This window comes from Rhodococcus sp. BL-253-APC-6A1W (assembly GCF_012843405.1).
Taxonomy (GTDB): Bacteria; Actinomycetota; Actinomycetes; order Mycobacteriales; family Mycobacteriaceae; genus Rhodococcus.
Genome location: NZ_JABAFB010000007.1, coordinates 317,869 through 340,416 on the forward strand (window position 1 = coordinate 317,869; position 22,548 = coordinate 340,416).

The following is a 22,548-nucleotide window of genomic DNA, read 5'->3' on the forward strand; positions in this document are numbered from 1 at the left end:
CGGTGAGCGCGCGGGGTCAGACGAAGTCGCGGTTGCGGGTCCGCCACCAGCCGAGGCCACAGAACAGCACCGTCCAGAGAATCAGGAGGAGGGGTGCGAGCGGCCACCGCACCGCCATCTCGACGTCGTCCGGCATTTCGACCACCGAGAACAGCGTGTACCAGGTGACCTGTCCGGGCAGGTACTGCGCGATCGCGCCCAGCCCGATCCCGTGCAGGACCAGCGAGACGATCAGTTCACCGAACGGGATCCACGCGCAGATCGCGAGAACGGAACCCGTCATCGAGCCGGTGAGCAGTCCGAGTCCCGCGCCGATCAGCGCCCACAGCACGGCGCAGAGCAGACCGGTGCCGAGGACCGCGCCGACCGTTCCGAAATCGGCACCGCTGAACCCGCCGCCGAACAACAAAATGGTCAGGGCGGAGATTGCTTCGGCGACGAGGCAGTACGCCAGACCGAAGATCGCGACGACCGCCAGCTTTGTTGCGAGAACCCGGTCGCGGCCCCGCGTGGTGAGGAACGTCGTGATCACCGTGCGGTGCTGGAATTCGCTGCCGGTGTTGACCACCCCGAACAATGCCGCGAAGAGGAACACCAGTGCCAGGGCCAGTGAGATGCCCACTGCCGCTGCGGCGGCTTCCGCGAAGTCCTCACCGACCACGTCTTCGAGTTGACGCATCACCGGCAGCGTCAGCGCCCCGCAGAACAGTCCGACGAGGAGCGGAGCGATGCCGAGAATCCACCAGTAGCGCAAGCTCAGCACTTTGCGGAACTCGGCGGTCAGGAGCGCGGTCATGCGGAGGGTCCTTCTGATCCGGTCGGCTGTTGCTGCGGTGGGCCGTAGTACTGCTGTGGCGGGTTCGGCTGGGCGGGATACGGCTGCGGGGGGTACGGCTGCGGGGGGTACGGCTGCGGCGCGTACTGCTGGTGGGGCCCGGGGTGCTGGGGATTCGCGTATTGCGGCGGGTGAGTGATCTGCGCGGGTCCCGGATACTGCTGGTAGCCCGGGTACTGCTGGGCCGGGTGCGGCGGCTGTCCCCAGCCGGGGCCGTTCCACGGGCCGCCGGGCCCGGGGTGCGTAGCCGTGTAGCGACCGGCGGTCATCGACAGGTACACCTGCTCGAGGTCGACACTCTCGACGGTCGTGCCGAAGAGGGTGACCTGTGATTCGGCGGCGAGCGTGGTGATCCGGTCGACCGAGAGGCCCACGACCGCCAGACGCCCGTCGGGCTGGACCTGCGCGTCGGTGTGCCGGGCCGCGGCGAGGGCGGTGGCGAGCCTGGCAGGGTCCGATGCGGCCACCAGGACACGTGGCCGGTACGTCGCACGGAGTTCCTCCATGCTGCTCGCGGCCACGAGTGCTCCGTTGCTGATGATGACGAGGTGGTCTGCCATCTGTTCGACCTCGCGCAGGATGTGGCTCGAGATCAGCACGGTCCCGCCGTTGCGGGCGTAGGAGACGAGGAAATCGCGTAGCCAGGCCATGCCCTCGGGATCGAGACCGTTGGCCGGTTCGTCGAGGACCAGGTACCGCGGCTGCCCCAGCAGCGCGGTCGCGAGCGCGAGGCGCTGCCGCATGCCGAGCGAGAACTCACCGATACGGCGCTTCGCGGCGGGCGCCAGGCCGACCAGGTCGAGCATCTGGGTCGCGCGGGTGTCGGGAACCCCGATTGCCGCGCAGTACACGCGCAGGTGTGTCAGAGCCGTGTGTTTCGGGTGTGCGCTGCGCGCGTCGAGTACCGCGCCCACGGTCTGTGCGGGGTGCTCGAGGTCTGCGAACGGGACACCGTCGACGAAAGCGGCTCCGGAGGTCGGGCGGATGAGGCCGAGCACCATGCCCAGCGTGGTCGTCTTACCGGAACCGTTGGGTCCGAGAAAACCGGTGACGGAACCGGGAGGAACCGTGAAACTCAGGTCCGCCACCGCGGTGTGAGTGCCGAACGCCTTGGTCAGTCCTTGGACGACGATCCCCGCGGGCGGCACAGACGGCTGCCCACCGAATCCTGCACCGCCGTACGGCGTGTGCGCTGACGGTGTTGTCACCGGTGAGAACCCCCTTGCACTCGGCCACGCGGCACCGTGCCACGAGCCTTCGTGAGCTTACGTGCAGGACCGCGACGACTCACGATGTCCGCATGGCGGGAATGGGCACACGACGAGTTCACGAGGGTGGACGCAAACGCACCCGGGGAGCGGTTCAGGGGCGGCACACTGGACACGCCCGTACCGCTCCGACGAGGAGGGCACATGTCCGACGAAATGCCCGTGGACTGGGACCCCCGCTCGTCTGCCGTTCAGGACAACCAGATCGCCGCCTACGACGACATGCGGCACCGGTGCCCCGTGGCCCACAGCGCGTACGGCAATTGGGCGGTGTTCCGCCACGCCGACGTGGTGCGCATCCTCGACGACCCCGCGGCCTTCAGCAATCGGGTCTCCCCTCGACGGTCCGTCCCCAACGGCATGGACCCGCCCGAGCACACCCTGTTCCGCGACATCAACGACCGGTACTTCACTCCGGAACGGATGCGCGCCTTCGAACCCGACTGCCGTGAGGTGACGCGCGGACTGCTGGACGCGCTCGGCGACGGGGAAGTGGAAATCATGTCGGCTCTGGCCGAGCCGTTCGCGAACCACATGCAGTGCCGATTCATGGGCTGGCCCGAACGGTTGCACGAACCGCTCCGCGAGTGGGCTCGCAGGAATCGCGAGGCCACGCTCGCACTCGACCGTGAGGCGATGGCCGCCGTCGCCGGCGAGTTCGACAGCTACATCCGCGAACAACTCGACGAGCGGCGTGAGAACCCTACGCACGACGTGACCTCCGAACTGCTCGCAGAGCGGGTCGACGGAAGGCCGCTCTCCGACGACGAACTCGTCTCCATGATCCGCAACTGGACGGTCGGGGAACTGAGCACCATCAGTGCGGGTGTCGGCATCGTCGCGTCATTCCTGGCATCCCGCCCCGACGTGCAGAGTGTGCTGAGAGCCGAGCCGGACCGAATCCGCGCCGCGTGCGACGAGATCCTGCGAATCCGGCCGCCGCTCATCGCCAATCGGCGTCGCACGACGCGCGATGTCGTCGTCGCCGATCGCGCCATCCCGGCGGGCGAACGCGTCCTGGTGCTGTGGGCGTCCGCCGACCGTGACGAGGAGATCTTCGGCGATCCCGACGAATTCTCATTCGACCGTGACCCGGAACCGAACCTGCTCTACGGACGTGGCGTCCACGCGTGTCCCGGAGCACCGCTCGCGCGACTCGAACTGACCGTGCTCGTCGAGGAACTGCTCGGCGCGACCACCTCGCTGACCGCGGCCGAGGGCGCCCACCTTGTCTACGCCACCTATCCGGCCGGCGGGTACAGCGAGGTTTCGGTCTCGCTCGTACGGAGGTGAGCCGGGACCGTATCGGTACCCGGGTGTGGGACAGCCGCCGGACGTACGCGGACGGCACGTCCACCGTCAGGCCACGGGAGGCACCGTCCGGAGTTCGCTCCAGGTCGCGGGCGGCGGGCCGAAGGCGTCGCGGGCGTTGGTGATGGTGCGCTTCCCGATCGCACGGTTGCCCGCGCCACCGATCGCGGCACCGATTCCGGCGGGGACCAGTTTGCCCAGCACCAGTGCGCTCCGTTTGGCGAGGTACTTGCGAACGAATCCCTTCACGAGCGAGTTGTTCACGACCTTCAACTGCTTGTTGTCGAGTTGGCCGGTGAGCGCTTTCGGCAAGTTCTTCATCGACGTACCTGTGGCCGCCGCGACGATCTCCTTGCCGGTGTCGCCGAGCGCGACCGCCAGCACGAGTGCCCGTCGCTGTTCGTGGTCGTGGGGTTCGATGCCGTGTACGGCCGCGATCGCGAGGGTGAGCAGAGCCGACGCTTCGAGGAAGAAGATCGTCTCCGCGCCCACCGCGCCGAGTGCCGCGACGGTGCCCACTCCGGGGAAGGCTGCGGTCGCGCCCACCGCGGATCCGCTGCCCGTGACGCCGAGCAGGAACTGCTTTTCGAGACGCGTGATGATCTGCGCGGGGGATTCGTCCGGATGCGCACGACGCAGGAGGTCGACGTACTTCGCAACTGCGGGTCCCTGCAGCTTGCTGCCGTTGTCGAGCAACCGCACGAGCATTTTCTCGACGGGTCCCGTGGTGTCCTTCATTCGGCTTCTGTCCTCTTTTCTGCGGGAGCTGGTTACGCTTGTCGAGTGACCGGCTCTTCTGGCGCAGTCGGGGTTTCCCAGGGTGCTCGGCAGCGGCCTGCGCCGCTGCTGAGACCGTTCGTGCGTTGGTACGAAGGATATCGGCTGGCGGGCTTTCCGCCCGGAATCCATCGCGGTATGCCGTCACCGGAAGTTACGGTAATTATCACGTTTGGCGAGCCGGTTGCCTTGCTTCCCGACGTCGGACCGCCCGACACATTCGACGCACTCGCGAGTGGTTTGTCGTCCGCGCCGGTGATCATCGCGCACACCGGATTCCAGCACGGAATCCAGTTGTCGCTCACGCCCGCCGGCGCCCGCGCCCTCCTCGGCGTACCTGCTGCCGCACTGGGGTCGTGGGCTGTCGATCTCGAGGACGTGCTGGGTGTGGACTATCGGGAATTGAACGACGGTCTGGCCGGCACGCCGACGTGGCCGGAAAGATTCGCGATTCTCGATCGCATCCTCGCCAGACGCCTCGTGGCGAGTGGCGAGGTGGGAATCGACAGCGCACTCTCGCAGGCGTGGCGGATGCTGGTGTCCGACCCCGGACGTCCGGTTCGGGCAGTGGCCGACGAACTCGGCTGGAGCCGTAGGCATCTCACCGGCCGGTTCGTCGCAGAATTCGGCCTCCCACCCAAGGAGGTCGCGCGGGTCGCGCGTTTTCACCGCTCACGAAGTCTGTTGCGAACCGCGGGACCGCACCGCCTCGCAGACGTCGCCGCTGTGTGCGGCTACTACGACCAAGCCCACCTGGCCCGGGAGTGGCGCGACCTCGCCGGTGTGCCGCCGTCCCGCTGGCTGGCCGAGGAAGTGTTCCCAATCGTCCAAGACGAGTGAGCCACCGGCGCGAAGACTGGGGTCATGACGAACACATCGGAGACCACAGCAACCACGACAACCACCGGCAGCGGCCACGCCCCCGGAGTATGGCCGTGCCTGTCCTACAGCGACGCACGGGCCGCGATCCGGTTCCTCGTCGACACCCTCGGATTCGCCGAAAGCGCCGTCTACGGGGAGGGGGACCGCGTCGACCACGCCGAACTGACGTGGCCGTACGGCGGCGGACTCATGCTCGGGTCCGTCAAGCGTGAGACCGAGTTGAGCCAGCACCCCGACGACGGCTCGGTGTATCTCGTCGTTCCCGAGGACTCCATAGCCGACGACCTGTACCGGAAGGTCGTCGACGCGGGTGCGACCGTCACCGTCGAACTCCGTGACGAGGACTACGGATCACACGGGTTCGTCTGCCGCGACCCGCACGGCGTGTACTTCAGCATCGGCACCTACCCCGGTCACGGATTCGGAGAGTGACGACGCGGCGCGTGGTCGGGAGGAACACTCTCGGCCACGCGCGGCGGCGGTGGCGGAGTGCCGTCGCCGAACGGCCTCCCGCCCAGGACGTCGCGTCCGTGCGGGCTGAGCCAATTCGCCAGATCGGGTCCCCGCGGAACGATCCGGCTCGGGTTGATATCGGTGTGCACCAGGTAGTAGTGCTGTTTGATCTGCACGAAATCGACGGTGTCGCCGAAACCGGGCGTCTGGAACAGGTCTCGGGCGTATCCCCACAACGCGGGAAACGCCGTGAGCGGATTCCGGTTGCACTTGAAGTGGCCGTGATAGACCGGATCGAAGCGCACCAGAGTCGTGAACAGCCGCACGTCGGCCTCGGTGATCGACTCGCCCACGAGGTAACGACGGGTGCCCAGTCGTTCCTCGAGCTGATCGAGTCGCGCGAACAGCCGGTCGAACGCCTGGTCGTACGACGCCTGCGAACCTGCGAACCCGCACCGGTACACGCCGTTGTTCACATCGCGGTACACGGCGTCGGACACCTCGTCGATCTCGTCCCGCAACCTCTCCGGATACAACTCGGGTGCACCGTCGCGGTGATACCGCGTCCACTCGGTGGAGAAGTCGAGCGTCATCTGCGCGTAGTCGTTGGTGACGACTTCGCCGGTCGGGACCTCGACGATCGCGGGAACGGTGATCCCCCGGTCGTACCCGGGGAACCGGGCGAAGTAGGCGTCCTGGAGCCGCGGGATGCCGAGTACCGGGTCGACACCGCCGGGATCGAGGTCGAAGGTCCAGCTGCGTTCGTCGTGTGTGGGACCGCACAAGCCGAGCGACAGCGCGTCTTCGAGCCCGAGCAGTCGCCGCACGATCACGGCGCGGTTCGCCCACGGGCACGCCCGTGCCGCGACGAGCCGGTAACGCCCGGGCTCGACGGGATAGCCGTCGCGGCCGTCGGCGGTGATGCGGGTGTCGATGTACCGGGTGTCACGGGTGAAGCCGGAACCCGGCTCGACGTAGGTGCCGCCGGTCTTCTTGTCTGATCCGCGGTTCTCGGCCACGGCGCACCTCGCTCTGTCTCGTGCCGACGCGTATTAGGGGTCGGCGGGTAGTCGCACGGTCATCTGTGTTCCCCATTCGGTGTACCCCGACACCGCAGCGAGTCCACGCGCGGCGGCGTTGCCCCGCCGCACACGGGACATGGGGATCAGGCCTGTGTCGAGCGCGTCGTGGGTCGCGAGCGTTGTCACGGTCGCGGCGAGTCCGATCCGCCGGTACTCGGGTGCGGAGATCACACGCACGTCGGCGAGCAGCGAATGCAGTTCGCGGTAGCCCGCTCCGGCGAGGGGCCGGCGATCGTCGTCGAGCAGAACGAACGATCGGCTCGGCCACGCGAGCGGCAGATCGGTTTCGGTCACGTCGTCGGGAGGGCAGTGGCGCAAGAGTTCGGCGAGGTCCTCGGCCTCGTGGGAGACGAGGGGGTCGCGTACGCGCGTCGCGTCCACCCAATCGGCGCACAGTCCCAGGTTCTCGATGCGTACCGCGCGCCCGCCGGTGGCGTCGCGTACCGCGGTCTCGTCGATTCGGTCCGGCGTGAGTTCCGCGATCGCCGACACGGCCGATTCGGGACCGACCACCGCGACGGCCTCGCCCACCCGCAGGATGCGAAGGGTGCGCGTCGTCGCGTCCACGCGCAGTACCGCACCCGGCGTGGTGAGTGCGTTGTCGGCGAGTCCGAGCGCACGGCACCATGCCAAGGTGGCGATGCTCGAGAGATGCGGGTCCACCGGGATACCGTAGACCTTCGAGGAGCGGAGGGGTTTTCGTGAGCGGTGTCACCGAGGGGAGCGGTACGGCCACACCGGAGGGGGCCGGCGGGCAATGGGCGGCCTTGGCCGCGCTGTGCCTCGGGTTCTTCATGATCCTGGTGGACAGCACCATCGTCGCCGTGGCGAACCCGGCGATCCTGCGTGCGTTCGACACCGACATCGACAGCGTCGTCTGGGTCACCAGCGCCTATCTGCTCGCGTATGCGGTGCCGCTACTGGTCACCGGACGCCTGGGCGATCGTTTCGGCCCCCGGCGGATGTACCTGGGCGGTCTCGTCGTGTTCACGGGAGCGTCGCTGTGGTGCGGCATGTCGTCGACGGTCGAGATGCTCATCGTGGCGCGCGTGTTCCAGGGGTTCGGCGCGGCGATGATGTCCCCGCAGACGATGACCGTGATCACCAGGATTTTCCCGCCCGACCGTCGTGGCAGTGCCATGGGGTTGTGGGGCGCGGTGGCAGGCATCGCGACGTTGGCCGGTCCCCTCGCCGGGGGCGTTCTGGTGGACGCCCTGGGGTGGGAGTGGATCTTCTTCGTGAACGTCCCCGTCGGCATCGTCGGTTTCCTCCTCGCCGTACGGTATGTGCCGGTTCTGCCGACTCACGCCCACCGCCTCGACATTCCAGGCGTGATCCTGAGCGGACTGGGCTTGTTCTGTCTCGTGTTCGGCATCCAGGAAGCCAACTCGTACGACTGGTCCGCGCGGGTGTGGTTGCTGATCGGTGCCGGCATCGCGTTGCTGGTGGTGTTCGTCCGGTATCAGGCGGTCACCCGCGGCGAGCCACTCGTGCCGCTCGTGTTGTTCCGCGACCGAAACTTCTGCCTGGCGAACGTGGGAATCGCCTCGATCGGCTTCGCGATCACGTCCGTGATGCTGCCGTTCATGTTCTACGCCCAGGCGGTGCGGGGACTGAGCCCGACCGGCGCGGCAGTGCTCATGATTCCGATGGCCGTGCTGAGCGGGGTGCTCGCGCCGGGCGTGGGCCGTCTGGTCGACCGGGTGCATCCGAGGGTGATCGCGTCCGCCGGGTTCGCCCTCCTCGCCGTCGCGTTCGCGTGGCTGTCGCTGGTCATGACGCCGGACACGTCCAGTCTGCAGTTGTTGCTGCCGATCGGGCTGATGGGTGTCGCGAGCGCCGCTATCTGGTCGCCGTTGTCGGCGACCGCCACCCACCACCTCTCGCGGGCCCTGGCCGGTGCGGGTTCCGGCGTGTACAACACCACCCGGCAGGTCGGGGCGGTACTCGGCAGCGCGGCACTGGGATCGCTCATGGCCGCGCGACTGTCGGCGAACGGCTTGGGCAGTGGTGGTGCGTCCGAGATGGATGCCCTCGAGATGCCGGTCTCCTTGCACGAACCGTTCGCGGCGGCGATGGCCCAGTCCATGTGGCTGCCGACGGCAGTCCTGCTGGTGGGGCTCGTCGCGTCGCTGGCGTTCGAACGTCCGCGGAGCCAGAGACTGCGCCGCGAGGCGGGCGCGCAGACTGCCGCCGAGAGCGCCGCACTGTGACCCGGCGTGTGCGTTCTACGCCGCTTTGTCGTTCACGCCCCCCGAGTGTGACGCGCGCCATATAGTTCAACCACGCGCAGCCGTGGGAGGTGGCATGTCATTGGCGGTGGTGGAGATTCCCGCTGGGGCCGGGTGGTTGAGGGACGAGCGTGTCACGCGCCGTTCCGGAGGTATCCTCCAGTACGAAGGGCTCGAACCGTGCCTGGCGGAACTCCTCGACCGCAGTGCGCTCAGATTCTCGAACAATGTTGCGGCGGTTGATCGTTCGGGACACACCCTGACCTACCGCGAGCTGTGGTCGGCTGCCGCCAGGGTGGCGGGCGGGTTGCTCGACCAAGGTGTCGGACCGGCAGACCGGGTGGTCGTGGACTACTGCAACGGCTTCGAGTGGCTGCGAGCGTTTCTCGGCGTCGTACTCGCCGGTGCCGTACCCGTTCTGCCCGATCCGGCATGCAGCGAAGCCGAACTCGAGTGGATCGTGGCCGACAGCGGTGCGGTGCTCTGCCTCCAGGGCCCGCCGCCCGACGGCATCGCGTTCCTCGACGGCGGAGCGTCGCCGGACGAACTCGCGCTGCTGTACTACGTGCGCAGATGGGGCGGAGGCATGCACGGGGTCGAACTGACCAACACCAACGTGCTGTCGACGATCGAAGCAGTTGCGCGCGCGATGAATCTGGCGGGCGAGAGTGCCCGCACGGTCATCACCGCGCCGCTGTCGACGTCGGTCGGGTGCAGTGTGCAGTTGCTGCCCACCTTGGCGTTCGGCGGCACGGTGGTCGCGTCGGGTTCGCGCGGAATCAGGGTGCCGTGGCGGCATCCTCGTGCGTCGTTCCCCTCCGCGCGATGCGTCCGCGGGTGGGGAGTGGCCGAGACGGGCGGCATCGGGCTGTTACTGCCGTCCGAGTACCGCAAGCAGCATCCCCGCAGTGTGGGTGTCCCGTTCGGGGGAATCGAGGTGGGTCTCCTCGGTCCCGGTGCCGAAAGCGGTGTAGGTGAGTTGCTGTGCCGGGGCCCCAGCGTCGCGAGACGCTATTGGAACGACCCGGTAGGGACGGCCGACACGTTCTCCGACGACGGGTGGTTCCGTACCGGCGACCAGGTGTACATCGACGACGAGGGGTTCGTCTATCCGGTGGCCGTGCGGGTGGCGTGAGCGGTGGGACACGGCATTCTCGCGACCGCCGGCGTCCGGTATACACCGGGTAACCGAATTCTCCGGCCGAGCGAGCGGGGACGGTCCGCACCCCACAACAGAAGGATGTTTTCATGTCCGACGAAGTCCTGCTCGAGCGTCGTGGCCGAGTCCTCGTCATCACCATCAACCGGCCCGACGCCCGAAACGCGGTCAACGCGGCGGTCAGTCGCGGTCTCGCCGACGCGGTCGACACCCTCGACGAGGACGCCGGACTCTCGGTCGGTGTGCTGACCGGCGCCGGCGGGAACTTCTGCGCCGGCATGGACCTCAAGGCATTCGTCGCGGGTGAGAACGTTGCGATCCCCGGCAAGGGACTCGGCTTCACCGAAGCCCCGCCCCGCAAGCCGCTCATCGCGGCAGTCGAAGGTTTCGCGCTGGCCGGCGGCACCGAACTGGTTCTCGCGACCGATCTGGTGGTCGCCGCGAAGAACGCGAAGTTCGGCATTCCCGAGGTCAAACGAGGTCTGGTCGCGGCAGGCGGTGGCCTGCTGCGGCTTCCGTCCCGCATTCCGTACCAGAAGGCGATGGAACTGGCTCTGACCGGCGACTCCTTCACCGCGGAAGAAGCCCACGGCTTCGGTTTCGTCAACACCCTGACCGAGCCCGGCGCGGCACTCGACGGCGCCCTCGCGCTTGCCGAGCGCATCACCGCCAACGGCCCGCTGGCGGTGGCGGTGACCAAGGAGATCATCGCCAAGTCGGTGGACTGGGCGGCGGACGAAGCGTTCTCGAAGCAGATGGAGCTGGCCGCTCCCGTGTTCGTCTCCGAAGATGCGCGCGAAGGTGCGACGGCATTCGCGGAAAAGCGGCCACCCGTGTGGCAGGGCCGCTAGTGCCCTGAGCAGGGCCGGAAGAGCCGACAGAGAGGACACGCCCGTGACATCGAGAGACGATCTCGGCGACGTGGATCGGCACGCGTCGCCGGAAGATGCACTGGCCGAACTGCACGTGCACATCGAGGGCACGCTCGAGCCGGAACTGATGCTCGAACTGGCCGAACGCAACCACGTGACGTTGCCGCACGGAGACGTCGACTACCTTCTGTCCGGGCACGAGTTCTCGGGGTTGCAGTCGTTTCTCGATCTGTACTACGCGAACATGGAGGTTCTCCGTACCGCCGAGGACTTCTCCGATCTCGCGCGCGGCTACCTTGCGCGCGCTGCACGCGCCGGGATCACCCACGCCGAGTTCTTCTTCGATCCGCAGGCGCATGTGGTGCGCGGAGTCCCGCTCGAGGACGTGGTGGAGGGACTGTCCGATGCCGTCGCGGTGTCCCGCCGGGAGTTCGGTGTCGACGCGGCCATGATCGCCTCGATCGTGCGCGACCATCCGGTACCGGACGCCCACGCGATGTTCGGCGAGCTGATGCGGCTTCAGGCCCCGATCGTCGCGCTCGGCCTCGATTCGGCGGAGGTCGGGTACCCGCCGTCACTCTTCGAAGACGTCTTCGCGCGCGCCCGGGCGGAGGGTCTGCACATCACCGTGCACGCCGGGGAAGAGGGGCCGCCCGAGTACGTGTGGCAGGCACTCGATCTGCTCGGGGCCGAACGCATCGACCACGGGATTCGTTCGCTGGAAGACCCTGCTCTCGTCGAGCGCCTCGTCGAGGAGCAGATCCCGCTCACCACCTGCCCGTTGTCGAACGTGAGGTTGCACGTCGTCGAGTCGCTGTCAGTGCACCCGTTGCACCGGATGCTCGATGCAGGCTTGGCGGTGACCATCAACTCCGATGATCCCGCGTACTTCGGCGGTTACGTCGACGACGTGTTCGCTGCCTTGCACGACGAGCTCGGTCTCACCGAAGAGGAGCGGAAGCTCCTCGCGCGCAATTCGATCCGAGCCGCGTTCACCTGAGCGCGGCGGCGCCGGTCATGCGCCGAGCACTCGGTCGAGATACGGATTGGCGAACATGCGGGCGGGGTCCACGCGATCGCGGACAGCCAGGAAATCGTCGAATCGTGGGTAGGCCGCACGCAGGTCGGCGGCGGCGCGTCCGTGCATCTTTCCCCAGTGCGGACGGCCGTCCACGGCACGCATGATCGACTCGACCGCATCGAAGTACGCGCGGTGATCGCGCCGGTGATACTGGTGCACTGCGACGTACGCGGTCTCGCGGCCGTACGCGGTCGACAACCAGACGTCGTCCCGTGCGGCGAAGCGCACCTCCACGGGGAACCCGATCCGGGTGCCGCTTGCCTCCAGCCAGGAGTCGATCTCGTGGAGCACCTCCGGCAGGGCCTCGACCGGGACGGCGTATTCCATCTCGCGGAAGCGGACCCGGCGCGGGGACGCGAACACCCGGTAGCTGCGGTCGACGAAGGTGCGGGCGGACAGGGCACGCGAGGCGATCCGGTTGAGCTGCGGGATGGCGCCGGGAGCGCGGGTGCCGACGTGCTGGAAAGCTCCGAAGACGCCGTTGGAGAGGACCTCGTCGTCGAGCAGTCCTCTGAACCGTCCGACCGGCTGGGTGGGCGCGGCGCCGTCGAGTCGGGTGTTGTGTTTGGTCAGCACACCGTCGGTGTGGGGAAACCAGTAGAACTCGAAGTGGTCCACGCCGGTCCGCAGCGACTCGATGTCTTCGAGTGTCTCGTGCAAGGACGACGGCGCTTCGTGTGCGCGCAACCGGAACGCCGGCACGCAGTCGAGGGTGACCGTTGCGAGGATACCCAGTGCGCCGAGGCCCAGCCGTGCGGCTTCGAACAGCGCCGGGTCGTGCTCGGGTGAACATTCCGCCACGCTTCCGTCGGCGAGGACGACGGTCAATCCCTGCACCGAAGCCGCGAGGCCCGTGAAACCCGTTCCGGTGCCGTGTGTTCCGGTCGAGATGGCGCCCGCGATGGTTTGGACGTCGATGTCGCCGAGGTTGGGTACCGCCAGTCCCATCTCCCACAGCATCGCACTCAGGTCGCGCAGGCGCGTGCCGGCGGACACGGTCACGAGGGCTCCGGTGGGGGTCTGTTCCGTCGAGAGGATCCCCGAGAGAGCGCCGAGCGACACCAGCGTGCCGTCGGTGACGGCGACGCCTGTGAACGAATGGCCCGCGCCCACCGCCTTGACGTGCTCGCCGCGCCGGGACGCGCGCGCAACCACGGCGACGAGGTCGTCGATCGTGCGGGGGGTGTCGAAACGCCGGGGTGACGCCGCTTCGGTCCGCGCCCAGTTGTGCCAGGTTGCCATCACACAATCATGATCTTGGACAAGCGTTCAGGTCAATAGCCACACCGGAGTGACGCCGGGATCTACGATCGGACCATGCTGAATCGGTTGCCCGCGGATGAGCGCCGGACACAACTCGTCGAGTCGGCGCTCGCGCTCGCCGAGCAGGGAGGAGTGGGCGCGGTGACCGTCCGTGCGGTCGCCGAGAAGGCCGGCGTATCCCTCGGCGTCGTGCACTACTGCTTCGAGAACAAGGAAGCGCTCGTCGTCGCGATGGCGGAAACGCTCATCGACCAGCTGGGAGAGGCCATGAACGCGGCCTTCGACATTCCCGACGACGTGCCCGGCCCGGAGGGGCTGGGCGGACTCCGTCAGCTTCTGCACGCGGGCCTCACCGCGACGTGGCCCGCTCTCGAGTTCACGGCCGGACGCCAGCTGCTCACCTACGAGATCACCGCGTACTCGTTGCGGCACCGGCCCGCCGGGATCGCGCCCACCGGTGCGGGTTCGCCCGTTGCAAGCGGCGACATCGCGGCACTGCAGTACCAGCGGATGGACGACCATGCCGGCCGCTTCCTGCTGGCGTGCGCCGACCGATCCGGCACCGAATGGATCGAACCCGTCCCGAGCCTCGCGCGACTTGCTCTGGCGTTACTCGACGGGCTTGTGCTCCGCTGGCTCGTCGATCAGGACGACGACGCGGTGACCATCGAACTGGACAACCTGGCGGAGATCATCGCCTCCCGCGCCATCGAACGACCGTGATCGACCCGACCGACGTTTCCGACCGACAACCGGATGGATGTGCCTTGCTCCACGCTGCCCTCGACCGACTCGACGCCGCCACCACCGAGCTCGATCCGCCTTTCGCCGCACTCGACCTGCAGACCCTGCGCGGCAATGCGCGGGACTTGGTCCGGCGTGCGGGAGGCACGCCCGTCCGGGTCGCGAGCAAATCGGTGCGGTGCCGCGCGGTCCTCGAGGAGGTTCTCGGCCCCGGACTGACGGAGCGTGAGGGATTTCGGGGGATCATGGCGTACTCCCTGCGGGAGGCGTTGTGGCTCGTGGAACAAGGAGCGCGCGACGTACTGATGGGCTACCCGACCGTCGACCGGGGCGCACTGGCCGAATTGGCTTCCCGCCCTGCCGCGCTCGACTCCATCACGCTGATGATCGACTCGGACGCGCACCTGAGCATCATCCGTAATGCCATGGGGCAGGCGCGTGTACGGCCACGGGTGTGCGTGGATGTCGACGCATCGCTTCGCGTCGGACCGGTGCATCTGGGGGTGCGGCGTTCGCCGCTGCGCACCCCGGACCAGGTGGCCGCGCTGGCGCGTCGTGCCGACTCGGCCGGCTTCGCCGTAGTCGGAGTGATGTTCTACGAAGCCCAGATCGCAGGTCTCCCGGATTCTTCGGCTCCGGTCCGCTGGGTCAAACGCGCGTCCGCTGCCGAACTCGCCACCCGGCGCGGCGCCGTGGTCGACGCGGTGCGTGCCGTCGTCGGCGACCTCGAGATCGTCAACAGCGGTGGAACGGGTTCTCTCGAGGTCAGCTCCGCCGATGCGGTCGTCACCGAGGTCACCGCCGGATCGGGACTCTACGTCCCCACCCTGTTCGACCACTACCGCGCGTTCACGCCCCAGCCGTCGCTCTTCTTCGCGTTGCCCGCGGTGCGGAAACCCGCAGCGGCGATCACGACCTTGTTCGGCGGCGGGTACATCGCCTCGGGACCGGCCTCCACCTCGCGGGTGCCGCGCCCCGTGCGCCCTGCGGGACTGAGATTGCTCCGTAACGAGGGTGCCGGCGAGGTGCAGACACCGGTGACGGGTCGTGCGGCACGGGACATCCCGATCGGCGACCGGGTCTGGTTTCGGCACGCGAAGGCCGGTGAACTGTGTGAGCGTTTCGACCGTTTGTACGTCGTGGACGGCGAGACCCGCGTCGAGGTACCCACTTACCGTGGCGAGGGGCATTGCTGGTGATCGCCCGGCCGGTGAGCTAGGGCCGGTGACCTCGGGCCGATGACCCCGGGCTGAGCACCCGGATGGAAGGATGCGCCCATGCCGTTCTTCCCGGGAAGCACCGGCCGGATGCATTGGCGGCACTGGTCCGTCGACGAACCCCGCGCCGGAGTGATCTTCGCGCACGGGATGGGGCAGCACACCGGTCACTACCACCGATTCGCCGGGGGACTCGCCGCGCACGGTATCGCACTGTGGGGCCTCGATCTGGCGGGCCACGGATTGTCGGAAGGGCAACCGGGGCAGGCCGGAGACACAGCGGACCATGCCGCGGATCTGGCGACACTCACCGCTGTCGCCGAACCGAGTGGAGTGCCGCTCGTGCTCATGGGCCATTCGCTCGGCGCGGCGTCGTCTCTGGCACTTCTGCGCTCCGATGCCGCACGGTTCCGCGGTGTGGTGCTGTGCGGCACGCCGCGCCGGGCTGCGGTTCCGGAGACCGCGGCTCTGCTCTCCGCGACCGGCCTGGCGGCCCTCGCACTGCACGGCCTCGACGACAGGCTGGCTCCCGTCGGACCCGTGCGCGAGTGGGCCGCGTCGATCCCCACCCTGCGCTGGCGGGACTTTGCCGATGCCGGGCACGACCTGCTGCACGAGCCCGGACACCGGCTCGTGACGGACGAGGTCGCCGGCTTCGTGCTCGAGGTGTCGTGAACGCGCCGGGCGGCGGCGTGCCCGATGGTGTGACCCAGCTGGTGTGAAACGCACTGTGCCCCTCGCCGGTCGGGCGAGGGGTACAGTGCGCAGTGTTGCTACGAAGCTGTCTCGATCAGTTGTAGATCGAGGCGATCTCCGAGCCGTGCTTCTCGTGGATGATGTTCCGCTTGAGCTTGAGCGTCGGCGTCAATTCGCCTGTCTCGATGCTGAAGTCGGTATCGAGAATCCGGTACTTCTTGATCGCTTCGGCCTTGGACACCTTCTTGTTGGTGTCGGCGACCGCAGTGTCGATCTCGGCGATCAGGTCCGCGTTCTTGATCAGGTCGGCGACGGGAGTCCCGGCCGGCAGGCTGTGGCGCTCGAGCCAGCCCGGCAGCGCCTCCTGATCGATGGTGATCAGTGCGCCGATGAAGGGCTTCGAATCACCGACGACGAGCACCTGGCTGATCAGCGGGTGCGCACGCAGCGAATCCTCGAGGATCGCCGGAGCGACGTTCTTGCCGCCCGCGGTGACGATGAGTTCCTTCTTGCGGCCCGTGATCGAGACGAAACCGTTCTCGTCGATCGCACCGATGTCGCCGGTGTGGAACCAGCCCTCGCGGATCGCGTCCTTGGTGGCTTCGTCGTTCTGCCAGTAACCCTCGAAGACCTGTGGGCCCTTGAGCAGCAGTTCGCCGTCTTCGGCGATCTTCGCGGCGCAGCCGTTGAACGGCTTGCCGACACTGCCGATCTTCTGTGCGGCGGGGGTGTTCATGATGATGCCGCCGGTGGTCTCGGTCAGGCCGTAGCCCTCGAGCACGTTGACGCCGACTCCGCGGAAGAAGTGTCCGAGGCGCGCGCCCAGTGCGGCACCGCCGGCGACGGCCATGCTCGCCTTGCCGCCGAGAGCAGCACGCAGCTTGCTGTAGACGAGCCGGTCGAAGACCGCGTGCTTGATCTTCAGGCCCAGGCCCGGTCCGCCCGTCTCGAGCGACTGGCTGTACTGGATCGCGACGTCGGAGGCCTTCTCGAAGATCTTGCCCTTGCCGCCGTCGTAGGCCTTCTGCTTCGCGGAGTTGTAGACCTTCTCGAAGACCCGGGGCACCGACAGGATGAAGTCGGGCTGGAACTCGGCGAACTTGTCGAGCAGGGTCGTCAGATCCGAGGTGTGCGCGACCGTCACCCGGCTGTCGAAGGCCGAGAACGAGATCAGACGTGCGAAGACGTGCGCGAGTGGCAGGAAGAGCAGCGTGCGACGGCCGGCTTGCATGCTCTCGGGCAGGGCGATGGCGCACGCCGTCGACTCGGCGTAGAGGTGACGATGCTTGAGCAGAACACCCTTGGGGCGGCCCGTCGTGCCCGAGGTGTAGATGAGGGTCGCGCCGGATTCCGCGACGACCTGAGCCCGGCGTTCCTCGACCTGCTCGTCGGTGATCGCCGCGCCGCGGGCGATGAGTTCCTCGACGGCGCTCTTGCCGCCGGAGCCGGGCTCGATCGTGAGCATTTCGCGAAGGGCGGGTGCGGCGTCGGCGACCTCGCGCACGACGTCGGCGTACTCGTCCTTCTCCACCACGAGAATCGAGGTGCCCGAGTCTTCGAGGATCCACTTGGACTGATCGGCGGCGGAGGTCTCGTAGATGGCCACCGTGACGCCACCCGCGGTCCAGATCGCGTAGTCCAGCAGGACCCACTCGTAGCGGGTCCCGGAGAGGATCGCGACGCGGTCACCGAACTCGACGCCCGAGGCCATCAGGCCCTTGGCGACACTGCGGACCTGGTCGGCGAACTCTCGTGCGGAGACCTTCACCCACTTGCCGTCCATGGGCCGCTCGAACGCTACGAACTCCGGGGATTCCTTCTCGTGCCGGAACACCGAATCGGCCATCGAGACGTTCTCCGGAATCGAGAACGACTGTGGTACGGCAATCTCACTCACTGCGACCCTCCATCTTTTTGAATCTGCGGTGTGCATTGCATCACAGTTCATTGGGATTTGCATCACCCGGGCGTCCGAATTGCGAATAATTTACAGTCCGATAAGCGTGATGTGCACAACACAACCTACCGCCGGGTAATGGGCACGATGCTACATGGTCGATGAGTTGCAGATCACAACCGAGTGCTGCGAAGGATCCGGACGGCCTCGTCGTCCTCGAGCTGATGGAAGTCGTCGTACGCGGCACCCACGCTGTTCGTATCGCGCGGAATCCACGGGCAGAGCACCTCGTCGGCGACCCGGGCAACCCGGCGGGCAGCCTCGGGGGAGGCGACGGGCACGGCCACGATCACGACGACGGCGCCGCTCGCACGCGCCGCCAGGCACGCCACCGCGACCGTGGCGCCGGTAGCCATCCCGTCGTCGACGATCAATGCGGTGCGGGCCGACAACTCGAGTCGCGCGTGCCCGGCGCGGAGCAGGGCGGCCCGCCGCTCGAGTTCCGTGCGCTCTCGCGCTTCGACTGCATCGATCGTGTCGTCGTCGATCCGGCTCACCCGGACGACGTCCTCGTTGAGGACGCGGAACCCGCCCTCCGCGATGGCTCCCATCGCAAGCTCGGGATGCCACGGCACCCCGAGTTTGCGCACCACCAGAACGTCGAGCGGTGCGCTCAGAGCGAGGGCGACTTCCCGCGCGACGGGGATCCCCCCGCGCGGCAGAGCCAGCACCACGGGATCCCGAGTGTCGCGCAGGTGCCTTGCCGCGCGGGCGAGCTTCCGCCCGGCGTCCTCTCGAGAGGCATACGGCACCTCTCCAGTATGGGCCGGACGGCACGTCGTGGACCGCGTGCCGCCCGGATCGGCTACCGCCCGGATCGGCTAAGTCAGGCGCCCGGAGAGATAGGCGTCGTAGGCGGGCAGGTCGAGCTGGCCGTGTCCGGACAGGCCGATCACGATGACCTCGGGCTCGGTGAGCCCCCGGGCGTAGTCGGCGGCTGCCGCGATCGCGTGGGACGCCTCGGGGGCGGGAGCGATTCCCTCGTTCCGCGCGAACTCGACCGCGGCGGCGAAGGCGTCGGTCTGACGGACCGCGCGGCCTTCGACGTATCCGAGTTCGACGGTGTGGCTCAGCAGCGGCGCCATGCCGTGGTACCGGAGCCCACCCGCGTGGATCGGATCGGGAATGAAGTCCTGTCCGAGGGTGTGCATCTTCAGCAGCGGCGTCAGTCCGGCGATGTCGCCGTGGTCGTACCGGTACTCACCCTGCGTGATCGAGGGGCACGCGGTCGGCTCGACGGCCACGACACGCGTTCTCGCTCGACCGTGGATCACTTCCCGGATGAAGGGGAACGCCAGGCCGGCGAGGTTGGAACCGCCACCGGCACAGCCGAACACGACGTCGGCGTTGTCCTCGCCCGCTGCGCGTAGCTGTTCGACCGCTTCCAGCCCGATCACCGTCTGGTGGAGCACGACGTGGTTGAGCACGCTGCCGAGCGTGTACCGGGCGTGCGGGTCCTTCACCGCGACCTCGACGGCTTCGGACACGGCGATGCCGAGCGAGCCCGGGGTGTCGGGGTCCCGGGCGAGCACCGCACGCCCCGCCTCGGTCAATTCCGACGGGCTCGCGTGGACCGTGCCGCCGTAGGTCTCGATCAGGAAGCGCCGGTAGGGCTTGGAGTCGTACGAGGCGCGCACCTGCCACACCTCGAGGTCGATACCGAACTTGGCGCACGCGAACGCCAGTGCCGAGCCCCACTGCCCGGCGCCGGTCTCGGTGGTCAGCCGGGTGACCCCGTCGAGGGAGTTGTAGTAGGCCTGCGCGACGGCGGAGTTGACTTTGTGACTGCCTACAGGGCTGACCCCTTCGTACTTGACGTAGATGCGGGCCGGGGTCCCCAGTGCCTTCTCGAACGAGCGGGCGCGGATCAACGGCGTGGTGCGGTAGTTCGCATACGCCTCGCGGACGGGGTCCGGGATCGCGATGTCCGTCTCGGTGGACAACTCCTGTTCGATCAAGCCTGTCGCGAACAGTGGTGCGAGATCGTCGGCGGTCACCGGTTCGCGGGTGCCGGGATGCAGGTGTGGAGGAGGCGCGACGTCCAGATCTCCGGCGATGTTGTACCAGTGGGTGGGGATGGCCTGGGAGTCCGGCACAGCGGCGGTCCTCTCGTTGTCGGGGAAGGCGTGGTCGCGTGCCCTAAGGTGTGAGCGAACACGCCCTGGCAGGGAGGTGAAAGCACTCTCATAGCCGGGGTATGGCGCGGCAAGCCGCACCGATCCGATAAACTGCTGGTCAAATGAGTGAAATCGAAGACGCCCCCAACCAGGAGACCGCAGCTATCACGTTTGCCGATCTCGACATCGACCCCCGTGTGCTGCAGGCCCTTTCGGACGTGGGTTACGAGACCCCGTCGCCGATTCAGGCGGCGACCATACCACCACTGCTGGAGGGACGGGACGTCGTCGGTCTCGCTCAGACCGGCACCGGCAAGACTGCCGCATTCGCGGTGCCGATCCTCTCGCGGATCGACACCACGAAGAAGCGGCCGCAGGCGCTGGTCCTTGCGCCGACCCGCGAGCTTGCACTGCAGGTCGCGGAAGCTTTCGGCAAGTACTCCACACACATCCCCGGGCTGCATGTGCTGCCCATCTACGGCGGCCAGGCCTACGGCGTTCAGCTGGCCGGATTGCGCCGCGGCGCACAGGTCATCGTCGGTACCCCCGGACGTGTGATCGATCACCTTGCCAAGGGCACCCTCGACATCTCGGAACTCGAATACCTCGTCCTCGACGAGGCCGACGAGATGCTGACGATGGGCTTCCAGGAAGACGTCGAGCGGATCCTCGCCGACACCCCGGAGACCAAGCAGGTCGCGTTGTTCTCGGCGACCATGCCGGGCGCGATCCGCCGTCTGTCGAAGAAGTACCTGAAGGACCCGCAGGAAATCACCGTCAAGTCGAAGACGACGACCTCTGCGAACACCACCCAGCGCTGGGTGTCGGTATCCCATCAGCGCAAGCTCGACGCCCTCACCCGGATCCTCGAGGTCGAGTCGTTCGAGGCCATGATCATCTTCGTCCGCACGAAGCAGGCCACCGAGGATCTGGCAGAGAAGCTGCGCGCCCGTGGGTTCTCCGCCGCCGCGATCAACGGCGACATCGTGCAGGCGCAGCGTGAGCGCACCATCGGACAGCTCAAGAGCGGTGCGCTCGACATCCTCGTGGCGACCGACGTCGCGGCACGTGGCCTCGACGTCGACCGCATCAGCCACGTGGTCAACTACGACATCCCGCACGACACCGAGTCGTACGTGCACCGCATCGGCCGTACCGGTCGCGCCGGGCGCACCGGTGACGCGCTGCTGTTCGTGACCCCGCGTGAACGGCATCTCCTCAAGTCGATCGAGCGGGCCACCCGCCAGCCGGTCGCCGAAATGCAGTTGCCGAGCATCGACGATGTCAATGCGCAGCGCGTGTCGAAGTTCTACGACGCGATCACCGAGGCGCTCGCGTCCGAGAACCTCCAGTTGTTCCGCACCTTCATCGAGGACTACGAGCGCGAGCACGACGTACCGCTCGCGGACATCGCGGCCGCTCTGGCCCTGATGTCGCGCGACGGCGAGTCGTTCCTCCTGGAGCACGAGCCCGAGCCCGTCGCCGCTCCGCGCCGTGAACGCGAGCCGCGTGAGCGCCCCGCGCGTCGATTCGACGACGGTCCGAAGGTCGGTCGCGACGGCCAGGAGATGGCTACCTACCGGATTTCGGTGGGCAAGCGGCACCGCGTGCAGCCGGGTGCGATCGTCGGTGCCATCGCCAACGAGGGCGGCCTCCGCCGCGGCGACTTCGGACACATCAGCATCCGCGCCGACCACAGCCTGGTGGAACTCCCGAAGGATCTGCCGGCGCAGACGCTCGACGCGCTGCGGGCAACCCGCATCTCGGGTGTGCTCATCCAGTTGCAGCCCGATTCGGGTGCACCCGGAGGCCGGCCGAGCAGCAACTACCGTGGTCGCGACGACCGCGGCGGCGACCGTCGAAGCGGTGGCGAGCGCCGCGGCAGCGGAGACTTCACCCACCGCAAGGATCGCGGCGACCGTCGCGAGCAGAGCGGCGGCGGATTCCGTGGCCGCGACTGACCGTCAGGTCACCACGTCGCACCGCTGAGCGTAGCGGCGGTCGCGCCGTCGATCGATTCACGAATGACGTCGGCATGACCTGCATGACGAGCCCACTCCTCGATCTGGTGTAGAGCAAGAAACCGGACGGTGAGTGGGCCGTCGTGTATCAGCCACCGGGCGACATCCGCCGGCAGGTCGACGACACGGTCGAGGTCGGGCTCGGCACGCAGCACCGCGGCGAACTGTTCGGCGACGGCGTCGAGTCGTGCGAGCCGGCCTGCCGCGCTGTCGGTGTCGTCGACCAGCCACGCCGACTGCCAGTCCTCGACGGGATCGCGGTCCGGGTTCACCGTGCCCGCGATCCGGTCGGCGGCAGCGGCATGCCCTTGCACGAGATGGTTGTGCAGTGACGCGAGGCTGAGCGACGACGCGCTCGGCACAGAACGTGCCTGTTCCTCGGTCAGGTCCGACACCGCATTGCGAAGCGCCGAGTACTGGTTGTCGAGCAGTGAGAGGATCAGTTCCGATTCGTTCGTAGTCATGACCCCAGTGTGGGAACCAACGCGGACGACTTCGGTCCTGAATCGGAACTTGTCAAGGTGATTGAGTCCAACGGGAGTTACGCGACTGCTTGATCAGCAGCAGGTCCGCCCGAGTCGT

At 67.7% G+C, this 22,548-nt stretch carries 21 protein-coding genes; 11 read left to right on the forward strand and 10 right to left on the reverse strand.

The genetic code is table 11. The annotated features are described in order from the left end of the window. Positions 1–16 precede the first annotated feature (16 nt). Positions 17–796, reverse strand: a complete 780-nt coding sequence (locus tag HF877_RS13570; protein ID WP_169621677.1) for an ABC transporter permease — start codon at positions 794–796, stop codon at positions 17–19. After that, positions 793–1,953 (reverse strand): ATP-binding cassette domain-containing protein, encoded by a 1,161-nt coding sequence (locus HF877_RS13575; protein ID WP_206037105.1) that lies wholly within the window; start codon positions 1,951–1,953, stop codon positions 793–795. Before HF877_RS13575 ends, HF877_RS13570 begins: the two co-directional genes overlap by 4 nt. A gap of 294 nt (positions 1,954–2,247) precedes the next feature. Here HF877_RS13575 and HF877_RS13580 point away from each other — a divergent pair, with 294 nt between their 5' ends. Continuing rightward, entirely contained in the window at positions 2,248–3,396 is a 1,149-nt protein-coding gene (locus tag HF877_RS13580; protein WP_169621679.1) for a cytochrome P450, read from the forward strand. A gap of 66 nt (positions 3,397–3,462) precedes the next feature. Here the strand turns inward: HF877_RS13580 and HF877_RS13585 are convergent, their stop codons facing one another. After that, positions 3,463–4,152: a hypothetical protein gene (locus HF877_RS13585; RefSeq protein ID WP_169621680.1), complete on the reverse strand. Its 690-nt coding sequence runs from the start codon at positions 4,150–4,152 to the stop codon at positions 3,463–3,465. A gap of 45 nt (positions 4,153–4,197) precedes the next feature. Between HF877_RS13585 and HF877_RS13590 the strand changes: the two genes are divergently transcribed. Next, positions 4,198–5,031 carry an AraC family transcriptional regulator gene (locus HF877_RS13590; protein WP_346765154.1) on the forward strand — a complete coding sequence of 278 codons (834 nt, stop codon included), beginning with the start codon at positions 4,198–4,200 and terminating at the stop codon, positions 5,029–5,031. 24 nt (positions 5,032–5,055) lie between these two features. Further along, complete coding sequence (locus HF877_RS13595) at positions 5,056–5,505, forward strand: VOC family protein (protein ID WP_169621682.1); 450 nt, start codon at positions 5,056–5,058, stop codon at positions 5,503–5,505. Here the strand turns inward: HF877_RS13595 and HF877_RS13600 are convergent. Beyond that, positions 5,487–6,545, reverse strand: coding sequence for a glutathione S-transferase C-terminal domain-containing protein (locus HF877_RS13600; RefSeq protein WP_169621683.1), 1,059 nt, complete (start codon positions 6,543–6,545; stop codon positions 5,487–5,489). The two genes, HF877_RS13595 and HF877_RS13600, sit on opposite strands and share 19 nt — an antisense overlap. A gap of 33 nt (positions 6,546–6,578) precedes the next feature. Beyond that, positions 6,579–7,271 carry a GNAT family N-acetyltransferase gene (locus HF877_RS13605; RefSeq protein WP_169621684.1) on the reverse strand — a complete coding sequence of 231 codons (693 nt, stop codon included), beginning with the start codon at positions 7,269–7,271 and terminating at the stop codon, positions 6,579–6,581. Positions 7,272–7,309: 38 nt separating this feature from the next. On the opposite strand from HF877_RS13605, the gene HF877_RS13610 reads away from it, so the two are divergent. The 4 genes from HF877_RS13610 to HF877_RS13625 all read left to right on the forward strand — a co-directional run bounded on the left by HF877_RS13610 (position 7,310) and on the right by HF877_RS13625 (position 11,870). Continuing rightward, positions 7,310–8,821, forward strand: coding sequence for an MFS transporter (locus tag HF877_RS13610; protein WP_346765155.1), 1,512 nt, complete (start codon positions 7,310–7,312; stop codon positions 8,819–8,821). 94 nt (positions 8,822–8,915) lie between these two features. Then, positions 8,916–9,974, forward strand: a complete 1,059-nt coding sequence (locus HF877_RS13615) for an AMP-binding protein (RefSeq protein ID WP_206037057.1) — start codon at positions 8,916–8,918, stop codon at positions 9,972–9,974. Between the two features lie 113 nt (positions 9,975–10,087). Then, positions 10,088–10,849, forward strand: coding sequence for a crotonase/enoyl-CoA hydratase family protein (locus HF877_RS13620; protein WP_169621686.1), 762 nt, complete (start codon positions 10,088–10,090; stop codon positions 10,847–10,849). 43 nt (positions 10,850–10,892) lie between these two features. Then, positions 10,893–11,870 carry an adenosine deaminase gene (locus tag HF877_RS13625; protein ID WP_346765156.1) on the forward strand — a complete coding sequence of 326 codons (978 nt, stop codon included), beginning with the start codon at positions 10,893–10,895 and terminating at the stop codon, positions 11,868–11,870. 15 nt (positions 11,871–11,885) lie between these two features. On the opposite strand, the gene HF877_RS13630 is transcribed toward HF877_RS13625, so the two are convergent. After that, the gene (locus HF877_RS13630) at positions 11,886–13,193 is read right to left on the reverse strand and encodes a D-arabinono-1,4-lactone oxidase (RefSeq protein WP_169621688.1); all 1,308 of its coding nucleotides are present in this window, start codon (positions 13,191–13,193) and stop codon (positions 11,886–11,888) included. Between the two features lie 75 nt (positions 13,194–13,268). Here HF877_RS13630 and HF877_RS13635 point away from each other — a divergent pair, with 75 nt between their 5' ends. The 3 genes from HF877_RS13635 to HF877_RS13645 all read left to right on the forward strand — a co-directional run bounded on the left by HF877_RS13635 (position 13,269) and on the right by HF877_RS13645 (position 15,850). After that, on the forward strand, positions 13,269–13,937 hold the full coding sequence (locus HF877_RS13635; RefSeq protein WP_169621689.1) for a TetR/AcrR family transcriptional regulator: 669 nt from the start codon (positions 13,269–13,271) through the stop codon (positions 13,935–13,937). Positions 13,938–13,981: 44 nt separating this feature from the next. Then, a complete protein-coding gene (locus HF877_RS13640) occupies positions 13,982–15,157 on the forward strand; it encodes an amino acid deaminase/aldolase (RefSeq protein WP_169621690.1) in 1,176 nt (391 codons plus the stop codon). Positions 15,158–15,235: 78 nt separating this feature from the next. Further along, positions 15,236–15,850 carry an alpha/beta fold hydrolase gene (locus tag HF877_RS13645; RefSeq protein WP_169621691.1) on the forward strand — a complete coding sequence of 205 codons (615 nt, stop codon included), beginning with the start codon at positions 15,236–15,238 and terminating at the stop codon, positions 15,848–15,850. A gap of 115 nt (positions 15,851–15,965) precedes the next feature. Here HF877_RS13645 and HF877_RS13650 read toward each other — a convergent pair whose 3' ends face one another. From HF877_RS13650 to HF877_RS13660, 3 genes are all read right to left on the reverse strand, one after another. Next, entirely contained in the window at positions 15,966–17,768 is a 1,803-nt protein-coding gene (locus HF877_RS13650; protein ID WP_169621692.1) for a long-chain fatty acid--CoA ligase, read from the reverse strand. A gap of 173 nt (positions 17,769–17,941) precedes the next feature. Then, positions 17,942–18,580: a phosphoribosyltransferase family protein gene (locus tag HF877_RS13655; RefSeq protein ID WP_169621693.1), complete on the reverse strand. Its 639-nt coding sequence runs from the start codon at positions 18,578–18,580 to the stop codon at positions 17,942–17,944. 69 nt (positions 18,581–18,649) lie between these two features. Then, on the reverse strand, positions 18,650–19,924 hold the full coding sequence (locus HF877_RS13660; protein ID WP_169621694.1) for a TrpB-like pyridoxal phosphate-dependent enzyme: 1,275 nt from the start codon (positions 19,922–19,924) through the stop codon (positions 18,650–18,652). 143 nt (positions 19,925–20,067) lie between these two features. On the opposite strand from HF877_RS13660, the gene HF877_RS13665 reads away from it, so the two are divergent. Beyond that, positions 20,068–21,906: a DEAD/DEAH box helicase gene (locus tag HF877_RS13665; RefSeq protein ID WP_169621695.1), complete on the forward strand. Its 1,839-nt coding sequence runs from the start codon at positions 20,068–20,070 to the stop codon at positions 21,904–21,906. An 8-nt stretch (positions 21,907–21,914) separates the two neighbouring features. Here the strand turns inward: HF877_RS13665 and HF877_RS13670 are convergent, their stop codons facing one another. Then, entirely contained in the window at positions 21,915–22,430 is a 516-nt protein-coding gene (locus HF877_RS13670; protein WP_169621696.1) for a DUF664 domain-containing protein, read from the reverse strand. Positions 22,431–22,548: the final 118 nt, after the last annotated feature.

Excerpts from the sequence above, each read along its gene's own strand:
- HF877_RS13570 (WP_169621677.1), bottom strand. The coding sequence starts at position 796 with ATGACCGCGCTCCTGACCGCCGAGTTCCGCAAAGTGCTGAGCTTGCGC.
- HF877_RS13580 (WP_169621679.1), top strand. The coding sequence starts at position 2,248 with ATGTCCGACGAAATGCCCGTGGACTGGGACCCCCGCTCGTCTGCCGTT.
- HF877_RS13585 (WP_169621680.1), bottom strand. The coding sequence starts at position 4,152 with ATGAAGGACACCACGGGACCCGTCGAGAAAATGCTCGTGCGGTTGCTC.
- HF877_RS13595 (WP_169621682.1), top strand. The coding sequence starts at position 5,056 with ATGACGAACACATCGGAGACCACAGCAACCACGACAACCACCGGCAGC.
- HF877_RS13615 (WP_206037057.1), top strand. The coding sequence starts at position 8,916 with ATGTCATTGGCGGTGGTGGAGATTCCCGCTGGGGCCGGGTGGTTGAGG.
- HF877_RS13620 (WP_169621686.1), top strand. The coding sequence starts at position 10,088 with ATGTCCGACGAAGTCCTGCTCGAGCGTCGTGGCCGAGTCCTCGTCATC.
- HF877_RS13630 (WP_169621688.1), bottom strand. The coding sequence starts at position 13,193 with ATGGCAACCTGGCACAACTGGGCGCGGACCGAAGCGGCGTCACCCCGG.
- HF877_RS13635 (WP_169621689.1), top strand. The coding sequence starts at position 13,269 with ATGCTGAATCGGTTGCCCGCGGATGAGCGCCGGACACAACTCGTCGAG.
- HF877_RS13645 (WP_169621691.1), top strand. The coding sequence starts at position 15,236 with ATGCCGTTCTTCCCGGGAAGCACCGGCCGGATGCATTGGCGGCACTGG.
- HF877_RS13665 (WP_169621695.1), top strand. The coding sequence starts at position 20,068 with ATGAGTGAAATCGAAGACGCCCCCAACCAGGAGACCGCAGCTATCACG.
- HF877_RS13670 (WP_169621696.1), bottom strand. The coding sequence starts at position 22,430 with ATGACTACGAACGAATCGGAACTGATCCTCTCACTGCTCGACAACCAG.